A 20,439-nucleotide genomic window follows, 5' to 3' on the forward strand; every position below is an offset into this window, starting at 1 on the left:
CCATATTAGGTCTGCACTCTTTCTGCAACCAGACTTCCCATCTTCTCTGTCCCAACTGCAGTCATTCCAGGCTGCATTATATCAATCGTTCTGTAACCATTGTCCAATACATTGTTCACAGCCTCAACGACTGCATTAGCTTCATTCTCCATATTGAACCCATATTTCAACATCATTCCACAGCTTAATATGGCAGCCAGAGGATTTGCCACGTCCTTTCCCGCAATATCAGGCGCTGAACCATGTATGGGTTCAAATATACCGACTCTGGAAACTCCTATACTAGCTGAAGGTATCATCCCAAGAGAACCGGTAAGCATCGAAGCTTCATCACTTAAAATATCTCCGAAAAGATTCTCTGTTAGTATCACATCAAACTGTCCCGGATTCCTGACAAGCTGCATTGCAGCATTGTCTACATACATATAAACCACTTCCACATCGGCATAATCCTTTGAAACCTCACCTGTTACCTCACGCCAAAGCCTTGAGCTTTCAAGGACATTTGCCTTATCTACAATTGTAACCTTGTTTTTTCTCTTCCTTGCTACCTCAAAAGCTTTTCTTGTAATCCTTTCAATTTCATAGGATGTATACACCATCATATCCCATGCCTTAATGCCATTCTCTATCCTCACCCTTTTCTTCTCTCCGAAATACGCTCCGCCGGTAAGCTCACGAACAACCATTATATCGAGACCCTCTGCCAATACCTCATCTTTCAGCGCGGAAGCAGATCTAAGCTGTTGAAAAAGCATTGCAGGTCTTAGATTCGCAAATACGTCCAAAGCTTTTCTTATGCCCAAAAGTCCCGCTTCAGGTCTTAGGTTACCGGCCAAGCTGTCCCATTTCGGGCCCCCTACAGCACCCAAAAGCACCGCATCGCTTTTTTTACATATATCAATTGTCTCAGTGGGCAGCGGAACTCCTGTTTCATCAATTGCCCGTCCTCCCATTAAAACCTCTTGGTATTCAAAGCTGCACTTGAATCTCCCAGATACTGCATCAAGCACCTTTATTGCTTGGTTTATTACCTCAGGGCCTATTCCATCCCCCTTTATCACAGCTATCTTCATAGTCTTCCTACCTTTCCTTTCACATAGTTGACCAACCCTTCCGCTTTAATGATATCCTGCATGAAATCAGGAAAGGATTCGGCCTGGTAGGTGTGTCCTTTTGTAACGTTTGTTATCCTTCCGCTTTTAAGGTCTACTTCTATTTTATCTCCATTTTCTATATCCCTTGCGGCTTGAGGGCACTCCAGTATTGGAAGTCCAATATTTACTGCATTCCTATAGAAAATTCGTGCAAATGTCTCAGCAATAATGCACGCAATTCCTGAAAGCTTTATAACCATAGGCGCATGTTCTCTAGAAGAACCACTGCCAAAATTTCTACCGGCTGCTATGACGTCTCCGGGATTTACCTTCTTTATGAATTCCGCATCTATGTCTTCCATACAGTGGGAGGCAAGCTCGGCCCTGTCACTGATGTTTAAATACCTTGCCGGAATTATGACATCAGTATCCACATTATCTCCATATTTGAAAACTCTGCCGTTTATCATTTAATTACCTCCTCCGGGGAAGAAATCTTGCCAGTAATGGCAGAAGCTGCTGCTACTGCAGGACTTGCAAGGTATACTTCGCTTTCAGGATGCCCCATCCTGCCGACAAAGTTCCTATTGGTAGTTGCTACAGCTCTTTCCCCCTTTGCCAGTACACCCATATGCCCCCCCAGGCAAGGTCCGCAAGTCGGGGTACTAACAGCCGCCCCCGCTTCAATAAATGTCTCCAGGAGCCCCTCCTTCATTGCCTGAAGGTATATCTTCTGTGTCGCTGGAAAAACAATAGTTCTGACACCTGGGTTCACCTTGTTGCCCTTAAATACTCTTGCAGCCATTCTAAGATCCTCAATCCTGCCATTGGTGCAGGAACCTATTACAACCTGGTCAATCCTTATTTCTCCTACTTCATCTATTGTCTTCGTATTTTCAGGAAGATGTGGAAATGCAACTGTCGGCTTGATTGCTGCCAGGTCAAATTCTATTACTCTGCTGTATTCTGCATCTGCGTCAGCCTTATATATTATAGGAAGCCTTTTTGAATGCTCTGACACATATTCCAGTGTCTTGCCATCCACCTGAAAAATTCCATTTTTTGCACCAGCTTCTATAGCCATGTTTGATATGGTAAAACGGTCATCCATCGATAGGCTGGAAAGTCCGTCACCGCTGTACTCCATTGACTGGTACAATGCTCCGTCGACTCCAATCATCCCTATAATATGGAGTATTACATCCTTTCCGCAAACCCACTTTCCCAGTTTGCCTTTCAACACAAACTTAATCGCTTCCGGCACCTTGAACCATGCTTCTCCTGATGCCATTCCCACAGCCATATCGGTACTGCCCACACCTGTGGAAAATGCTCCAAGAGCCCCATAAGTACAGGTATGGGAGTCTGCTCCTATTATCACATCCCCCGGCACTGCCAACCCCTTTTCCGGAATCAATGCATGCTCTATTCCCATCTGCCCTATTTCAAAATAATTCTCTATATCCATTTTCTTTGCAAACTCTCTGATTATCTTGCATTGCTCTGCAGATTTGATGTCCTTGTTCGGAGCGAAATGGTCAGGTACTATTGCAACCTTCCCTTTATCAAAGACCTTGTTTATACCTATCCTTGCAAACTCATCGATTGCAACAGGCGTAGTAACATCATTTCCTAGTACTAAATCAAGCCTTACCTGTATCATCTGCCCCGGGTGCACTTTATCCAACCCTGCATGTGCTGCCAGTATCTTTTGAGTCATAGTCATTCCCATAAATCTGCGCCTCCTTTTTTACATATTCCCCAAGGAAATATTCTATTGAATCAACCAATGCAAAACAGCTTGCTTCTATAATATTTGAAGAAACTCCTACTGTTCCCCAAATGATTTCTCCATCTGTAGATTCGATATGGACTCTCACTTTTGCGGCTGTAGCTTGCGTGGTATCAAGCACACGAACCTTGTAGTCCGAAAGCCTAATCCCTTTCAGCTGCGGATAGAAAAGCTCCAATGCTCTTCTCAGTGCCTTGTCAATGGCGTTTACCGGCCCGTCGCCTTCTGCCGTCGTTATCTCTTCAGCCCCGTTTACCTCCACCTTAATTACTGCTCCCGCGCTGTTTAATGAATTCGTCTTATTGTCACACCAGACCTTAAAGTCCATAACCTTGAAAAACTCGTTTTCCTTACCCAGAGCTCTCTTTATCATGAGCTCAAAAGAGCTTTCGGCACCCTCGAATTGATATCCCTCATTCTCCAACCTTTTTAACCTTTCAATTATTTCTTTCACCTCCGGGGATTCCTTGGAAAGCTCTGGAGCATACTTCTGAATTTTTTTAATTATAGTGCTTCTCCCTGATACCTCGGACATCAGAAGCCTTCTCTCGTTTCCTACCAGCTCCGGTGAAACATGTTCGTATGAGATTGGATTCTTCAAAACAGCATCTATATGCATGCCGCCCTTATGGGCAAAGGCATTGTTTCCCACATACGGCTCATACTCATTGTGACCTTTGTTTGCAGCTTCGCTCACAAAACGGGACAATCTAGTAAGCCCTCCCATATTATAATCATCAATCAGTTGGTATTTTCTTTTTAATTGGAGGTTTGGGATTATGGTGCATAAGTTTGCGTTGCCGCAACGCTCACCATACCCGTTAATAGTACCCTGCACCTGTACTGCTCCACTTTGTACTGCCATTATACTGTTTGCTACAGCCATTCCGCAGTCGTTATGAGTGTGGATTCCTATAGGAACTTTTAAGGTTTCCGATACTCTTTTAACAATAGTGCTTATTTCACTCGGAAAGCAGCCTCCGTTGGTATCACACAATACCAACCAGTCGGCACCTGCAGCTTGGGCTGCCATCAGTGTGCAGAGCGCATATTCGGGATTGGATTGGTAACCGTCAAAGAAGTGTTCAGCATCGAAAACCACCTCTTTTCCCTTTTCTTTCATAAATCCTATGGTATCTCTTATCATCTTCAGGTTCTCATCAAGATCCGTCTTTATAATATTTTCAACTTGGAAGTCCCAGCTTTTTCCGAATATTGCTACGATAGATGTTTCTGCTTTTAGCAGCGCCATTACATTATTATCCTCACAAACCTCTATGTTTGCTCTTCTGGTACTGCCAAAGGCAACTAATCTCGAATTCTTGAGCTTCATCCTTTTGACTTTTTCAAAGTACTCCATGTCTTTTGGGTTTGACCCCGGGTTGCCTGCTTCTATGAAGTTGATTCCGAGCTCATCAAGCTTCCTGGTCAAATTCAGCTTGTCACTCACAGTGAAGGATATACCCTCACCCTGTGCTCCATCCCTTAGAGTAGAATCATAGGTATAGATTTTCTTATAGCAATTCAAATCCCCAATTCTCACCATCTCCTTCTCCGAAAAAGTTATACCTCTCTGCCATTGCTATGTCCTTTACCCCTCTTTTGATTAATTCATCAAGTTTGAATACCATGCGGTTTACAGCGCTCACATATGCTTTTGCACTAGCTTCAACAATATCTGTGCTGACTCCATATCCTACAAATTTCATATTATCCTTTGAAATCTTCACTGTAACCTCTCCAAGGGCATCCTTTCCGCCAGTGGCAGCCTTTATAAAATAGTCCTCAAGCTTTATATTCATCCCTATTGCCCTATCAATAGCTTTAAAGGTTGCATCAACAGGCCCGTCGCCACAGGCAGCCTCTTCGAAAACTTTTTCTTTGAAACTGACTTTTACCGTTGAAGTTGATGTAATGCCGCTGCCGCTTGATATCTGGAAGTATTCAAGTTTATATGTCTCTATAACCTTGTCAGACACCTGGGTTACCAGTGCCTCAATATCCCTGTCCATAACGAGTTTCTTCTTATCTGCCAAGTCCTTAAACCTTTGAAATGCTTTGTTTATATCCTCTCTTTCCAAATTGCCATACCCCATTTCCTTAAGTTTTTCCTCAAAAGCATGTCTTCCCGAGTGTTTTCCCAATACCATCCGGCTCTGTTTCAAGCCTATGGACTCAGGTGTCATTATCTCGTAGGTCTCCCGGTTTGCCATTACCCCATGCTGGTGTATCCCTGATTCATGAGCAAATGCATTTGCTCCTACAATTGCCTTATTGGGCTGCATAGCCACCCCCGTAGCAAAACTTATCAGGGAACTGGTTCTGTATATCTTTTCAGTCATTATCCTTGTTGAGGTGCTGTAGTAATCCTTCCTGGTTTTGAGTGCCATCACGACTTCTTCCAGTGCTGCGTTTCCTGCCCGCTCGCCCAATCCGTTCACCGTGCACTCCACCTGCCCCGCGCCATTTTCTATGGCTGACAGAGAATTTGCAACGGCCATTCCCAGATCATTGTGGCAGTGTACGCTTATCACAGCTTTATCAATATTACTTACGTTATTCCTTATATTACGGATAAGTCCACCGATTTCACTGGGAGTCATATATCCTACGGTATCAGGGATGTTTATCACCCTTGCTCCTGCATTAATTACAGCCTCTATTACCCGATACAGGAATTCAGGATTGGTTCTTGTCGCATCCTCCGGAGAAAACTCCACTTCAGGGCATAGGCTCCTGGCGTAGGAAACCATTTCAGCTGCTTTACTGAGCACCTCTGACTGCTCCATTTTGAGTTTATACTTCATGTGTATTTCAGAAGTTGCAATAAACGTGTGTATCCGTGGTCGCTCGGCATATTTAAGGGCTTCCCATACTCTGTCAATATCCTGCTTTGCAGTTCTCGCCAGTGCAGCAATAGTGGAATTCTTGATATTCTTCGCTATGGCCATCACTCCTTCAAAGTCGCCATTGGATGCTATGGGAAAGCCTGCCTCAATGATATCAACACCCAGCTCGCTTAACTGCATTGCTATTTTAAGCTTTTCATTGACATTCAGGCTTATACCCGGGGACTGCTCTCCGTCCCTCAATGTAGTGTCAAAGATGTGAATCTGCTTTACCATATATAAAATCTCCTTTTTATTTGATCATTTCTTCTCAATCCACGACATCATCTTTCTTAGTTCCTTTCCTACTGTCTCTATCTGGTGTTCCTGCTCCCTTTTCCTCATAGCATTGTAAGAAGGCCTGTTAGCCTGATTTTCCAATATCCAATTCTTTGCAAAAGTACCATCCTGGATTTCCGATAAAATATTTTTCATTTCCGTCCTTGTTTCTCCAGTTATTATCCTTTTACCGGTTACATAATCGCCATATTCAGCAGTGTCGCTTATCGAATACCTCATGTAGCTCAGACCGCCTTGATTTATCAAGTCAACAATAAGCTTCATCTCATGCAAGCATTCGAAATATGCGCTTTCCGGCTGATAGCCTGCCTCTACCAATGTCTCAAAGCCTGCCTTCATAAGTTCGGTTACACCCCCGCAAAGTACCGCCTGTTCACCAAAGAGGTCAGTTTCGGTTTCCTCCTTGAAGGTCGTCTCCAGCACTCCTGCCCTTGTACCTCCGATACCCTTTGCATAAGCCAGCGCATGAGACTTTGCATTGCCTGTATGGTCCTGATGTACTGCTATTAGACATGGTACGCCTTTTCCTTCCTTGAACTGACTTCTTACGGTGTGTCCTGGTCCCTTAGGTGCTATCATAAATACATCAACGTTTTTCGGGGGTGCTATCTGTCCATAATGGATATTGAACCCGTGGGCAAAAATTAATGATTTTCCTTCTGTCAGATTGGGTTCCAAAGCTTCTTTATAGAGCTTAGCCTGCTTTTCATCAGGCACCAGAACCATTATAAAATCTGCCTTCTTAGCGGCCTCCGCTGCTTCAAGTACTTCCAGGCCTTCCTTCTCTGCACTTTCCCAGGACTTGCTCCCCTTATACAGTCCGACACATACATCAACCCCGCTTTCCTTGAGGTTCAATGCATGTGCATGACCCTGGCTGCCGTAGCCTATAACAGCAACCTTTTTCCCCTTAAACACCTCTAGATTAGAGTCCTTTTCGTAGTACATCTTTGCATTTGACATTTTTCATTCCTCCAAATTTCTAATTTTTATAAATAAAAAAAGACTTTCCTCCCCATTACTGGGGCAAAAAGTCTTTCGCGGTACCACCCATTTTTTATCTCATTTTATTTAACGGCTCAGCCGGCGGGGCTTACTATAATTTCAGCCTGCAACTCAAGGATGAGATCTCAACAGATTCATCCTATGGATTCGCACCAACCTCCACTCTCTGAATGAATAAAATCTGTCTACTTTTTCCTGTCATCGTTTTTATTGTTATTAAGTTTTTTATAATCTGTATTAGGCTTATAATTAGGCCTGATATAATTAGTATGCTTATAATCAGCTGCACGACAATTAGAATTATTCCTGTAATAGTGGATAGCACCAGGCTGCATATTATTAGGCCTAGGACTGTCCACAGAATAATTCTGGATATTATGTATGAAATTGTGTTTGTATTGTATATTTTGTTTTTATTCATAATTTGCATAATCACAATTTCCTTTCTCTTCGCACACTTGCATTTAAGTATTTAAAGAAGATAATATCAACTATAGATATATAAGTCAACACCTTTTTTTACTTTTTTATCTTTTTTTTATTCAGGGCATATTTGTCCATACTCAGCTAACGCTGCATTTCCAATGCTTTAATTTTTTTATAAACTTTCTAAATATTTCTAATATTGCATTGCTGCTGTACTATCGGGGATAATATTTGCAAAACGTATATAAGTTCTAAACATCTTTGAAAATTTTGAAATATGTGTTATATTTGTCCTAGTATAATTGAAAATTCAAATAACATTTCATTAGAAGCTACCTGTGCATTAACTAAAGTTTGGAGGTTTGACATATGAATCACTTTATCGACTATCTTGATATAAACAAAGAAGTACTTGATGGACTCCGATATTACGACCCTATTGTTGCTCTTGAATCAACCATAATTTCCCACGGCATGCCCTATCCGGAGAATATTGATACCGCCCTGGCTCTGGAAAAAATTATCCGTGACAATGGTGCCATACCGGCTACCATGGGGATTATCAATGGACGTATAAAAGTAGGACTCACTCGTGAAGAAATGGAGTTTCTGGCATCTTCGAAGAATATTATCAAGACCAGCAGACGTGATATTCCTTTTGTAGTAGGCATGGGTCTTTCAGGAGGCACAACAGTTTCAGCAACTATGATTTTTGCCCAGTATGCAGGCATCCGTGTCTTTGCCACAGGAGGAATGGGCGGAGTTCATCGGGGTGCAGATAAAAGCTTTGACATATCAGCAGACCTTACCGAACTTTCATATACAAATGTTGCTGTGGTTTGTGCCGGTGTGAAAGCAATACTTGATATAGGCCTCACTCTTGAGCAGCTTGAGACACTGGGTGTTCCGGTTATAGGCTATGGTACGGATGATTTCCCAGCCTTCTATACCAGGAAAAGTGGCTTTAAGGTTCCAATGAGAGTAAATAACCCTCAGGATTGTGCAAAAGTGCTAAAGACCAAGTGGAATTTAAAGCTGGATGGCGGCGTAATAATAGCCAACCCAATTCCTGAGCAGTATGAGGCACAGCGGGAAGATATAGACAAAGCAATAGAAATAGCTCTATTAGAAGCAGATAAGAATGGTATAAAGGGTAAAGAAGTTACGCCCTACCTTCTTGACAAGATCAAGGATATAACTTCCGGAAAAAGTCTTGAGGCAAATATGGCTCTGGTTAAGAACAATGCTTTGGTCGCTGCTCAGATAGCAGTTGAATACAGCAAGCTGGATAATGAATAATAATCATATAGAGCTGGGCGCTGAGGTTTTGCCTCGTGCTACGTGCTACGTGCCACGTGCTACGTGTATATGGTTGGGCTACGAAGCATTATTACTAAGACAAGAAAAAAGCCGCTTATATTGGAATTCCAATATAAGCGGCTTTACCTTATTCTTCAAACAATCTCTTCAAGCCTTCACTGTATGGCTGACTTATAACGCCTTTCTCAGTTATTATGGCAGTTATAAGCTCATTTGGAGTTACATCAAATGCCGGATTGTAGGTCTTAACCCCCTCTGGAGCTGTCCTCCTGCCCATACCACAGGTAATCTCGTCGGCTTTTCTCTCCTCTATGGGAATTTCTTTTCCGCTGGGAGTATCCATATCAATGGTTGAAGTAGGTCCTGCTATATAAAAGGGTATATTATGCGCCTTTGCAAGCACTGCCAGTCCATATGTACCTATTTTATTGGCTGTGTCACCGTTGGCTGCAACTCTGTCACACCCTACAATTACTGCATCTATTAAGCCCTTCGACATAACCACGGCCGCCATGTTGTCGCAAATAAGCGTAACATCCACGCCAGCCTGAAGGAGCTCCCAGGTAGTAAGCCTTGCACCTTGCAGCAGAGGTCTTGTCTCATCGGCAAAGACCTTTATATTCCAACCCTTTTCCTTAGCAAGATAAATAGGTGCCAATGCGGTTCCAAACATTGCTGTTGCCAAGCCTCCTGCATTGCAGTGGGTCAGCACAGTCATTCCATCATGGAATAGGGTCAGTGCATTCTCTCCAATAGCTCTGCACATTCTTTCATCCTCATCCCTTATTTCATGGGCTTCCCTTAGAAGGATATCCTTCAGCTCCTCTACAGTCCTGTCCTTATTAGCACCAGCGATTCTCTCCATCCTTTTTAGCGCCCAAAAAAGGTTCACCGCTGTAGGTCTGGATGTAGCCAGATATTCGGAATTCTTTTTTAATGCAAGCAAGAATTCCTCAGAGCTATTAGCTGCATTATCCCTCATTGCCACACACAACCCGTAAGCTGCAGCAATTCCAATTGCAGGTGCTCCCCTTACCTTCAAGTGGAATATAGCATCCCACACATCCTCTGCCTTTTCAAGTTTTATAAACTCAGTTACACCGGGCAGCTTAGTCTGATCCAGTATAACCAATGCATTATCCTCCCATTTAACAGACCTTAAAGCTTCCATAACCTTTTTCATATGTAATACCTCCAATTTGATACGGCATTCAAATTCATTATAGATAATTAGCTGTTCAATTTCAATTACTTTAGCATTCTTATAATTTCATTGGTTATATGCTAAAATATGACTATAAGTTTTAAAGCAATTAATTATAGGGGTGAATGTATTTGGACGGATATATAGTGGTTGCCGGTGGAATAAATGTGGATATCAAAGGCAAATCCTTTGATAGAATGGATATAGGCAGCTCCAGTCCCGGAGCTATAGAAATCAGCCCAGGGGGAGTGGGTAGGAATATTGCTCACAACTTGGCGCTCCTGAATGTGCCAGTCAAGCTGTTGAGCGCTGTAGGCTCTGACGCACAAGGTGCGAAAGTACTTCAGGAAACCGCAGGCTGCGGCGTCAATGTCGACTATGTGCTTCACGCAGATGACAGCCTTACAGGAACCTATATTGCTTTACTGGACAATATGGGTGAAATGTCAGCAGCATTATCCGACATGCAGATATTGGGGAAGCTTGATGTTGATTATTTCAAGACAAGACTTGAAATAATGAAAAAAGCGTCCTTTATTATTTGTGATGCCAACCTTCCTGTCCCATCCATAGAATTCATAATATCAGCAGCAAATTCCTGCTTTATACCTGTATGTCTTGAACCTGTCTCTGTAAGAAAAGCACTGAAGCTCAAGAATTGCCTGAAAGGAATAAACTTCATCACCCCTAGTCTTGATGAGCTGAGCGCGTTGACTGGCATGGACGTACAAACCAATAAAGCTGAGCTTTTGGCTGCTCAGCTTATAAAATCTGGTGTTCAAAATGTTATAACTACTTTGGGAAAAGAAGGCTTATGCTACACAAATTCTGAAGGAAATAAATTATACCAAAGCCTGCCTACGATTGTGACTGACGTAACCAGTGCCGGAGATTCTCTGACAGCCGGCTTCTTCTATGGCCTTATGAAGTATGGAGATATAGACAAAGCCTTGCTGTGCGGATTGGCAGCCGCAGCCATAACTGTAAGCTCAATAGAAACTGTTAGCCCCAACCTGTCTGAAAGTAATATCAGTAAATTAATTGCGCAGTGCGGCCTCCACCACATGCTTTAACAGCACCAGAGTGGTTACAGCTCCTACTCCTCCTGGCACAGGTGTTATCTTCCCTGCAATATCCTTAACCTTGTCAAAATCAACATCACCGCAGATTCCGCCTTCCGGTGCAGCATTGACGCCTACGTCTATCACAATGGCACCCGGCTTAATATAATCTGCCCCTATTGCTCTGGCTTTTCCAAGGGCAGCTACTACAATATCTGCACGTGATACAACACTCTTTATGTCCTTTGTCCTTGAATGGCATATGGTCACCGTGGCGTTCTCCTTAAGCAGCATCATGCTCAGAGGCTTTCCTACCACCATACTTCTGCCTATGACAGCTACATTTTCCCCTTGCAGGTTTATTCCGAAGTATTTTATGATTTCCATAACTGCCGCCGGGGTGCAGGGTTCAAAACCAGAGATGTCTCCTTCAAATACCTTGGCCGCATTGTAAGGACTCATACAGTCTATATCCTTTGCCGGATTTATAATACTGCTGGCCTTATCCTCATCTATATGAGCAGGCAAAGGTCTGAATACGAGAATGCCATGTATACTCTCATCCTTGTTCGCCGCCTCCAGCCTTTCCATGAAGTTCTCACTGCTTATGTCCTCAGGAAGTTCCATCACTTCACAGCCTATGCCTAACCCTTCGCAGCTCCTCATTATACCACGCTCATAGGAAATATCCTCAGTTCTGCTTCCTACTCTGATTATCCCAAGCTTCGGGTTTGAGCCTTTATCAATAAGGGCCTGCACCGCCTGTGCCAATTCCGCCTTAATGCTTTTGGCGGTTTCCTTGCAATCTAAAACAGCCATATATTCACTACTCCTTCGTTCAACATATTGAAATCAATTATAACATAGATTTCCTTCTTGAAATATGCAATTAGCTATTGACAAAAATTTAATATTCCCCTAAAACATCAAATTGATTCTCCCCTTGCCACGAATAAGAAAGGCCGCTTAAAAGCGGCCTAAAATGGGTCAATCCATATTTATTTGAACTCCTTGAAAAGCTTCTCAAAGTCCTCCATGCTGTCTATTACATGATATACATGCTCTTCAGCAGGGAACTGCCTTTCCTTTACGTCCTTTATGTACTCTTTGAAAGCGTTTGTCTCGACTTCTGCTACCTTGGCATATTTCTTTACAAACTTAGGAGTAAACGCTTGGAATTTGCCAAGCATATCTCCGCTTATGATGAGCTGTCCGTCACATAAGCCGGCACCTATCGAGTAAACAGGAATAGTAAGCAGCTTGGTCAGAAATGCTGTAACTTCCGGTGGAACAGCCTCTACAAGTATTGCGTAAGCCCCCGCTTCCTGTACAGCAAGAGCATCCTTTATCAAATTCCTTGCGCTGTCCAGTGTTCTGCCTTGAGCTTTATATCCTCCAAACTGTCCCGAGCTTTGAGGAGTCAAGCCGATATGTCCCATCACCACTATTCCCGCATCAGTTATTGCCCTTATCCTGCTCTTTACTCTCACTCCGCCTTCGAGCTTTATACAGTCTACTCCACCTTCCTTAAGGAATCTGACTGCGTTAACCACTGCCTGCTCATCAGATACCTGATAAGAGCCGAAGGGCATATCACCTATAACCCAAGTAGCGGGTGCCCCTCTTTTTACCGCCTGACAGTGGGAGATGCAGTCTTCCATGGTAACAGGTATCGTGCCTTCATATCCAAGTACCACCATACCCAAGGAGTCTCCAACCAATATCATGTCCATGCCTGCCTGTTCAGCAAAGGAAGCTGTAGGAAAATCATAGGCTGTAACCCATGCAGCAACTTCCCCTTCCTTCTTCATCTTGTAGAAGTCCAATACACTTTTCTTCTTTGCCATAAAAGATCAACCCTTTCTTTTATATTTTATATGGATATATTTAAAATACATACCTATTATTACCATACATAGACCACTATTATATATTTCTACAAAAATATTTTTTTACCTTCAAACAATCTAATAAATAGAAGTATTAAGCATACGTGCCATTTTATGCGTATATATGTAAATATTATGCACGTCTTCCTAATATTGAATAAATGCCAGCTGTATTGTAAAATACTATTGATGTCTCCAAAAAATTATATGAGGAGGTATATTATGTTAAGAGATCGTTTAAAGATTGACGCAGCTTTCATCGAAGAACTCAACCATTATTTTGCAGACCCAAGCAACAGCTTTATCAATGAAATCTTAAGCGTAGTAGAGAAGTACGGTACACCTGATGAGATTAATGAACAAGCAAGACAGGCAAGGAAACTGCCTAACCTGCTTGAACGCTTAAGGAATCAGGATTCCTCATACCTTAAGGACCTTGAATGGCTCGCATCCGTGAGGGACAAAGGTGCTTTCATCCCGGTATCGCAATACAGAAGGGATATCCTGGGCGACAAGGCTAGTGCCATGAGTTTCAGTGAGGATAAGGCAGTAACCCTTGAAATAAGTGCGCTGCAATACTTCCCATGGCTTATCGAGGAAGCGAAGAAAGCAATAGACAAGAAAGAAATAATGCCCGGAAGATACATACGCGTACGGAAGATGAAGGAGCAAGAATCAGACAACGGAGATATACTGGCAATAGCTGCAGCAATGCAGATAGTAGGCGCAAGCTACGTAGAGACCCTTGATACCAAAGGTACAGACGGGTCAAATGTACACTTGGGAGGTCCCGCCACAATAACCGGTTATTTCGGCGGTGTAGGTCAGCCTAATGAGCATGCATTGATGTGGGTTGACGAACTCTTATATTATTATACCAACTACGGCGTCAACGAAGTTCTTAACATAAACCCGGGAACGGTATTCCTTGGCTATATGCTCTACAAGCTGGGAATCAATATAAAGTTCAAAATATCTGTTTTCATGGGTAATGACAATCCTTTCTCAGTGCTTTGGACTCTTATGATGGCAAGGCTCTTTGCACGTGAGGATGGCACTACTCCTCTCATAGGCTTCAATCTCAGCAACTCCGTAAATAATGACACAATAGCGCTAAGTTCTTTGATGAGAAGGCAGTTCGGCTTTGAAAACAACGTGAGGATCGAACATCACATTACCGAAACTTACAAGAGCATAGTCCGCCAGCCGTACAACAGGCGTGATGAACTAATGGAGCTTGCCCGTACAATACCAAACATTTCAGCAAAGCATGAGGGCGGTGACCCAGAAGCAGAGCTTAAACAGTCGCATCCGTCGGATATACTGGATTACTTCAGAGACAAGGAAGAAGTCATATCCTCCGGTGATATGCCTCATCTCCTTGGCAACTACCTTGGGAAACATGATGCAGTAAACAATACAGCAAGGGCACTTACAGAAAACGGCCTGGCTTTCATAGGAGCAAGAAAACTGCATAAGAGATAAACAGAGTGGGGTGTTTTACAGCACCCCACTTTTTCTTGCACAATATTTCCTTATTAACACATTGTGGTATAATATTATTATGATTTTTTAGGAGGGGTTAGTGTGAACACTGATAGATTGGTTAATGAGTTTATTGAAATGGTCAAAGTAAGCAGCCTGTCGTTAAAAGAAGGAAATTTTGCTTCCTTACTATCAGCAAAGCTAAAAACAATGGGTTTTGAGATATACATCGACAAAGCAGGTGAGAAGGCAGGCGGAGATACAGGAAATGTCCTGGGCAGGCTTAAGGGTACCCTTGATTCACAGCCAGTACTCTTATGCGCACATATGGATACAGTAGTTCCCGGCGAAAATATCAAGCCCATAATCCGTGAAGGGGTCATATACAGCGATGGCACCACGGTGCTCGGAGGCGACGACAAGGCTGGGATTGCAGCGATATTGGAAGCAGTAAGATACATAAAAGAAAACAACATCCTCCACGGTGATATAGAAGTTGCATTCACAATTTGTGAAGAGGGCGGAATGTTCGGCGCCAAGCATATGGACTACAGCTGGCTCAAATCGAAGCTTGCCTTTGTACTTGACAGCGGTGGAGATGTGGGTAAAGTAATAGTTCAAGCACCTGCACAATTAAAGACTCTTACAACCATAAAAGGAAAAGCTGCTCACGCAGGGGTTGCCCCTGAGAAGGGCATTAGTGCAATACAAGTTGCTGCAAGGGCTATCGACAATATGAAGCTGCTCCGTATTGATGAGGAGACAACTGCAAATGTGGGTAAGATAAGCGGCGGCGGCGCGACTAACATAGTCTGCGATAAAATTGAAATTGCTATGGAAGCAAGAAGCCTTGTAAGAAGTAAGGTTGAAGCTCAGGCAAAGCATATGCTGGATTGTATAGATAATGCCTGCAAAGAGTATGGAGCTGAACACGAGACTACACAGTATCTCAATTATCCCGAGATCAACATTTCAAAGGATGCAGACGTTATAAAGCTTGTAGGTTCAGCGATAAAAAGGTTGGGACTTGAAGCCTGCCTTGAGTCGACAGGCGGCGGAAGTGATACAAATATAATGAATGGTAAAGGCTTGCAGGCAGTGACCATTGCCATAGGAATGACCAATGTGCATACCACTTCAGAGAGCATAGCCATAAAAGATATGGAAAAGGCTGCAGAGTTGGTTGCGGCAATAATACAAGAGGTTAAATAATAAAGAAGCGGAAACGCTTCTTTTCATTTTGGCCTAGCCTATTCTTTGTTTCTTTCTACTCCGCAAAAAGCTTTTCATCCCGCATAAGCTTTTCAACAATCGCCACATCTGCCGGAACGAAATCAAAGCTAGAAAGCTCATTTCTTTCAACCCACCTGAAATCGTTGCATTCAAGGGTTTTTCCTTTGCCTTTCAGTATCTTGCATAAATAGCACAGGAGCAGAATATCCTTCTCTTCATATTTGAATTTTACTACTTTATAAATGTCAGTTACTTCTATATCCATATCCAGTTCTTCTTTTATCTCTCTTATAATGCACTCTTCCGGGGTTTCATCAGGCTCTAGTTTGCCGCCGGGAAACTCCCATTTATATTCCATGTGCGAGCCCGCCTGCCTTTGTGCGATCAACACCTTGCCGCTTCTTACCATGGCTGCTGCAGTTACTATAAACATATAAGCTCTCCTTTGCCGATAATAAAGCTTTATGCGAAATATCTTTTAAATTTTATTTTTCAAATTTCGCAAAAAGATTTCCTTAATTGTTATTGAATTCGCACTATACCCATTAGGAATACTTCTGTGCGTTCAATATAATAAATATTATACTACAAACACCGATTAATTAATATTATTATAGAGTATACCTCGAACATCCTACCCTCACGATTTGAAACTTACGCTTTTTCTGGTATAATCTATATAATATTCAATTGGACGGTGATATACATGCAAAACGAAAGCAGTACACTTAGGTTAAGATTTGAACTTCTATATTTCGCCTTGTATGGTACTATGGCATGCTACTACCCCTTTCTGCCCTTGTACCTGGAAAGCCGAAATCTTACATATACACAGATAGGCATAGTATTTGCACTTAATTCCCTTGTGGGCATTATCGCACAGCCAATATGGGGCTTTATAACCGACAAGCGCCTTACTAAAAAGAAGACGCTTTTTATCTCCTCGGTATTCTCAGCTATACTAATTTTCAATTTTCTTGCAGCTCATAGCTTTATATACATAATTGCTTCGATAGTCATGCTGATTATATTTCAGAGCATCACTTCTCCTATGTGTGATGCATACAGCTATGAGGTAATAGAGCAGACTGGTGCCTTCAGCTACGGGCAGGTGCGTCTCGTGGGCTCCATAGGCTTTGCGCTGATATCAGTGGGTTTGGGAAAGGTAATCCAGCTGACAGATTTGAGAGTCAGCTTCATCTTATATTCTATATTGTTCGCGATAACCGCATATCTTGTTTTTGGCATAAAAACCGAAGGAAAAGCGAATATAAAACGTCCAAGCATCAGAGATGTACTGGATACTATAAAGCAATTCAAATTCATGGTATTTGTGTTCTCAGTACTTCTAGTCAATATAGCACTAGGGGCAAATAGCAGCTACATATCAGTTCTGGTGAAAAAAACAGGAGGAAGCGTTGCAATCCTTGGATTTGTGTGGTTCGTTGTTGCTATAAGCGAGATTCCCGCTTTCTTCTTTGGAAGTCATCTTCAGAAAAGATTTGGAGAACTGAACATATATCTCTGGGCTGTTGGATTATATGTACTGAGATTTTTCCTCTGCTCAATTGAGCAAAGCTATTTGTCAGTTATAGCAATACAGCTTTTGCAGGGTGTGACCTTCCCGCTTTATCTAATGGGAGCTATGCAGTATCTCTACAAAATAATACCTGAGCAAATCAAAGCCTCCGGCATTACCATACTTTCCTCCCTTGGTTTCGGGCTTGGAAGCTTCATAGGCAATCTGGGCGGCGGAATGCTGCTGGAGAGCCATGGAGTATATTCCCTCTATAGGGTGCTGTCTGTATTCTGCTTATTGTCCTTTCTTGTAGGTATTTATCTGAAGTCCTTTGATAAGAAAATGGCTTAAAAAAAGTAGTTTATCCTTCCGGATAAACTACTTTTTCTTATTTTACTATCGGACCTGCATTTACTATATCCTCTGAAACCCCCTTGAATTTCTGGAAGTTTATATTGAAATCCTTGGCAAGCTTTCCTGCTGTCTTTTCATATTCTGCCTTATCCTGCCATACATTCACAGGCTTCAGTACCTCTGTTGGAACTTCAGGGCATTCAGTGGGAACGTTCAATCCGAATATCGGGTCCATATCGTATTTCACATTGTTCAATTTTCCGCTGATTGCACCATTTACCATAGCTCTGGTGTAGGACAGCTTCATACGCTTGCCAACACCGTAGGAACCACCGCTCCAGCCAGTGTTTACAAGGAATACTCTTGCATTATTCTCATCAATCTTCTTACCAAGCAATTCTGCATAAACTTGTGGCTTCATAGGCATAAACGGCGCTCCGAAGCAGGTGGAGAAAGTGGCTGTGGGTTCTACTATGCCTCTTTCTGTTCCTGCCAGCTTGCTTGTGTACCCCGACATGAAGTGATACATTGCCTGCTCTTTTGTAAGCCTTGAGATTGGAGGCAGCACGCCTGTAGCATCAGCTGTAAGGAATACTATCGTAGAAGGATTACCGCCCACGCCTTCCTCAACTGCATTATCTATATAGGTTACAGGATATCCTGCACGTGTATTTTCAGTAAACTGTTCGCTGTCATAGTTGGGAACACCAGTCTCAGGGTCTATGACAACATTTTCAACTACAGTACCAAACCTAATGGCATCCCATATCTGAGGTTCATTTTCCTTTGAAAGCTTTATACACTTTGCATAACAGCCTCCTTCAAAGTTGAAAACACCGTCAGCTGTCCAGCCGTGCTCATCGTCTCCAATCAGTCTTCTTCCATTATCAGCAGATAAAGTAGTCTTCCCTGTACCAGATAATCCAAAGAACAATGCAACATCTCCATCTTTTCCAATGTTGGCTGAGCAGTGCATTGGCATTACACCCTTTGCAGGAAGTATGAAGTTCATAACTGTGAATAGGGATTTCTTTATCTCTCCACAGTACTTGGAGCCGCCAATTATTACAATTTTCTTTGCAAAATTCAATATAATGAAGGCCTCGGAATTTGTGCCATCCAGTGCTGCATCAGCAAGGCATCCAGGAGCGGCTATTACTGTATATTCAGGTTCAAAGCCTTCCAGTTCTCCTGCCTTTGGCTTTATGAAAAGCTGCTGGGCAAAAAGGTTCTGACATGCGTATTCATTTATTACTCTTATAGGTATTCTGTAATTCTTATCTGCTCCTACAAAACCATCAAAAACAAAAAGCTCTTTCGGTTTTATATAGTCCAGCACTTTTTTATACAAGCTCTCAAATTTCTCAGTGCTGATAGGTACATTGACCTTACCCCAATCTATTTTGTCATGTATGCTCGGTTCATCAACAATGAACCTGTCTCCAGGGGACCTGCCTGTATACTTTCCTGTATTGATGCTTAACGCTCCAGTATCAGTAAGAACAGCACTTTCATTTTTTACCGCTGCTTCAACGAGCTTACCTACTGTCAGATTGTGGTGCACCTTGGCACCTACATTATCTAATCTCACAATGCCACCCCCATATTTATTAGCACACATTCAATGTGTCAATATTCTTGCATTATGTATACAAGGGTAGATAGATTCCCACATCAAATGTGCAATTTACAGTATAATTATATATCATGCAGGTGGATTGTGCTATGCTTTTCACAAACATTTCACAATTGTGAGTTACATTGACGACATTAAGTTACATTAATCGACCGTATTTGTAACTTATTTCATAAATCCTCTAAAGATTTTAAGAAGTGTTTCATTGGAACTCCTGTCCTTGACAGCCAGCCTGAAATGAAACTCTGAAAGTCCATTGAAGCCTTCTGCGGTTCTTATCAATATCCCATCCTTCACCATATCAGCCTTAAGCTGTGAAGCAGTCATTTTCCTGTTTATAAGCTCAACCAGGTGAAAATTTGCCTTTGAGGGATATACCCTTAACTCTTTGAGATTGCAAAGCCCCTCGAAAAGATACTCTCTTTCACTTTTTACCCAAGTCCTTGCTTTTTCAATATAACTTTGATCTTCAAATATGCTGCATGCCGCAATAACAGCTGCAGAGTTGAGATTCCAAGGCTCCATAAGCTCCTTTGCACCCTTTGCTGCTTCTATGTTTGCTGTAACTGCATAACCAAGCCTTATTCCGGGCATTCCGAAAAACTTGGTAGCTGCTCGAATCACTGTTATGTTCATGAATTCTTCCACAGTGTCAACCATACTGTTTCCGGGATAGCTGTCGGTGAATTCCATGAAGGCCTCATCAATAATCAACCGGCAATCCAGCTTTAAGAGAGCTGCTGCAAGCTCCTTCATGGCAGCTTTCTCAACAAGAGTCCCGGTGGGGTTATTTGGATTGCAAATTATCACCAGAGAATGGGGTTTTATATTTCCAATCAGCATTTCCATGTTTATAGTAGTAAAGTCTGAGCTGAATGCCGAGATCTCATTAAACTCAAGTCCGGCAGCATTTGCCGCCCTCCTGTATTCCGAGAAGGTTGGGCTAAGGCTTACTACCCTTTCAGCACCGGAGGAAGCTGTCAGCTTATATATTAGTTCCACAGCACCATTCCCCGGGATAATATATTCTATATTCTTTATTTGAAGATAAGCCGCTACATGCTCCCTTACCTCTTGGTATTCCAAATCAGGATACTTTGTAAAATCCTCTAGTCTTTCAGAAAGCAACCTCTTGAAGCTGTCCGGTACTCCCATGGGATTTATATTTGAGCTGAAATCTATAATCCTTCCACTGAACTTATATACATCTCCGCCATGAAAATTCATTCA

At 42.4% G+C, this 20,439-nt stretch carries 16 protein-coding genes, 1 pseudogene and 1 other annotated feature; of the genes and pseudogenes, 5 read left to right on the top strand and 12 right to left on the bottom strand.

Going from position 1 to position 20,439, the window contains the following annotated elements; translation table 11 throughout:
* Nucleotides 1-5: 5 nt before the first annotated feature.
* From leuB to ilvC, 6 genes and pseudogenes are all read right to left on the bottom strand, one after another.
* Nucleotides 6-1,076, bottom strand: coding sequence for a 3-isopropylmalate dehydrogenase (leuB, locus tag VEB00_03445; GenBank protein HYF82069.1), 1,071 nt, complete (start codon nt 1,074-1,076; stop codon nt 6-8).
* Nucleotides 1,073-1,567, bottom strand: a complete 495-nt coding sequence (gene leuD / locus VEB00_03450; GenBank protein ID HYF82070.1) for a 3-isopropylmalate dehydratase small subunit — start codon at nt 1,565-1,567, stop codon at nt 1,073-1,075. Before leuD ends, leuB begins: the two co-directional genes overlap by 4 nt.
* Nucleotides 1,564-2,829 carry a 3-isopropylmalate dehydratase large subunit gene (gene leuC / locus VEB00_03455; protein HYF82071.1) on the bottom strand — a complete coding sequence of 422 codons (1,266 nt, stop codon included), beginning with the start codon at nt 2,827-2,829 and terminating at the stop codon, nt 1,564-1,566. The genes leuD and leuC overlap by 4 nt, the downstream gene beginning before the upstream one ends.
* Nucleotides 2,777-4,435 (bottom strand): citramalate synthase, encoded by a 1,659-nt coding sequence (cimA, locus tag VEB00_03460; protein ID HYF82072.1) that lies wholly within the window; start codon nt 4,433-4,435, stop codon nt 2,777-2,779. The genes leuC and cimA overlap by 53 nt, the downstream gene beginning before the upstream one ends.
* 58 nt (nt 4,436-4,493) lie before the next feature.
* A pseudogene (locus VEB00_03465) lies at nt 4,494-6,014 on the bottom strand (2-isopropylmalate synthase).
* A 24-nt stretch (nt 6,015-6,038) separates the two neighbouring features.
* Entirely contained in the window at nt 6,039-7,040 is a 1,002-nt protein-coding gene (ilvC, locus tag VEB00_03470; GenBank protein HYF82073.1) for a ketol-acid reductoisomerase, read from the bottom strand.
* 56 nt (nt 7,041-7,096) lie between these two features.
* Nucleotides 7,097-7,293 (bottom strand) — a binding site (T-box leader).
* A 584-nt stretch (nt 7,294-7,877) separates the two neighbouring features.
* Here ilvC and VEB00_03475 point away from each other — a divergent pair.
* Nucleotides 7,878-8,807 (top strand): pseudouridine-5'-phosphate glycosidase, encoded by a 930-nt coding sequence (locus VEB00_03475; protein HYF82074.1) that lies wholly within the window; start codon nt 7,878-7,880, stop codon nt 8,805-8,807.
* Nucleotides 8,808-8,955: 148 nt separating this feature from the next.
* Here the strand turns inward: VEB00_03475 and mtnA are convergent, their stop codons facing one another.
* Nucleotides 8,956-10,011 (bottom strand): S-methyl-5-thioribose-1-phosphate isomerase, encoded by a 1,056-nt coding sequence (gene mtnA, locus VEB00_03480; GenBank protein ID HYF82075.1) that lies wholly within the window; start codon nt 10,009-10,011, stop codon nt 8,956-8,958.
* Nucleotides 10,012-10,163: 152 nt separating this feature from the next.
* On the opposite strand from mtnA, the gene VEB00_03485 reads away from it, so the two are divergent.
* The gene (locus VEB00_03485; protein ID HYF82076.1) at nt 10,164-11,105 is read left to right on the top strand and encodes a carbohydrate kinase family protein; all 942 of its coding nucleotides are present in this window, start codon (nt 10,164-10,166) and stop codon (nt 11,103-11,105) included.
* Here the strand turns inward: VEB00_03485 and VEB00_03490 are convergent.
* Nucleotides 11,070-11,912: a bifunctional 5,10-methylenetetrahydrofolate dehydrogenase/5,10-methenyltetrahydrofolate cyclohydrolase gene (locus tag VEB00_03490; GenBank protein ID HYF82077.1), complete on the bottom strand. Its 843-nt coding sequence runs from the start codon at nt 11,910-11,912 to the stop codon at nt 11,070-11,072. The genes VEB00_03485 and VEB00_03490 overlap by 36 nt on opposite strands.
* 179 nt (nt 11,913-12,091) lie before the next feature.
* Nucleotides 12,092-12,940 (bottom strand): 3-methyl-2-oxobutanoate hydroxymethyltransferase, encoded by an 849-nt coding sequence (panB, locus tag VEB00_03495; protein ID HYF82078.1) that lies wholly within the window; start codon nt 12,938-12,940, stop codon nt 12,092-12,094.
* 264 nt (nt 12,941-13,204) lie between these two features.
* Here panB and VEB00_03500 point away from each other — a divergent pair, with 264 nt between their 5' ends.
* Together VEB00_03500 and VEB00_03505 are read left to right on the top strand one after the other, a co-directional pair.
* Entirely contained in the window at nt 13,205-14,467 is a 1,263-nt protein-coding gene (locus VEB00_03500) for a hypothetical protein (protein HYF82079.1), read from the top strand.
* Nucleotides 14,468-14,569: 102 nt separating this feature from the next.
* A complete protein-coding gene (locus tag VEB00_03505; GenBank protein HYF82080.1) occupies nt 14,570-15,679 on the top strand; it encodes a M20/M25/M40 family metallo-hydrolase in 1,110 nt (369 codons plus the stop codon).
* 55 nt (nt 15,680-15,734) lie between these two features.
* Here the strand turns inward: VEB00_03505 and mutT are convergent, their stop codons facing one another.
* The gene (mutT, locus tag VEB00_03510) at nt 15,735-16,133 is read right to left on the bottom strand and encodes an 8-oxo-dGTP diphosphatase MutT (protein ID HYF82081.1); all 399 of its coding nucleotides are present in this window, start codon (nt 16,131-16,133) and stop codon (nt 15,735-15,737) included.
* A gap of 273 nt (nt 16,134-16,406) precedes the next feature.
* On the opposite strand from mutT, the gene VEB00_03515 reads away from it, so the two are divergent.
* On the top strand, nt 16,407-17,570 hold the full coding sequence (locus tag VEB00_03515) for an MFS transporter (protein ID HYF82082.1): 1,164 nt from the start codon (nt 16,407-16,409) through the stop codon (nt 17,568-17,570).
* A gap of 37 nt (nt 17,571-17,607) precedes the next feature.
* Here the strand turns inward: VEB00_03515 and pckA are convergent, their stop codons facing one another.
* Together pckA and VEB00_03525 are read right to left on the bottom strand one after the other, a co-directional pair.
* Entirely contained in the window at nt 17,608-19,164 is a 1,557-nt protein-coding gene (gene pckA, locus VEB00_03520) for a phosphoenolpyruvate carboxykinase (ATP) (protein ID HYF82083.1), read from the bottom strand.
* 210 nt (nt 19,165-19,374) lie between these two features.
* Nucleotides 19,375-20,436: a threonine-phosphate decarboxylase gene (locus VEB00_03525; protein ID HYF82084.1), complete on the bottom strand. Its 1,062-nt coding sequence runs from the start codon at nt 20,434-20,436 to the stop codon at nt 19,375-19,377.
* Nucleotides 20,437-20,439 lie beyond the last annotated feature (3 nt).

Source organism: Clostridia bacterium (genome assembly GCA_035628995.1).
Lineage (GTDB): Bacteria > Bacillota > Clostridia > Lutisporales > Lutisporaceae > BRH-c25.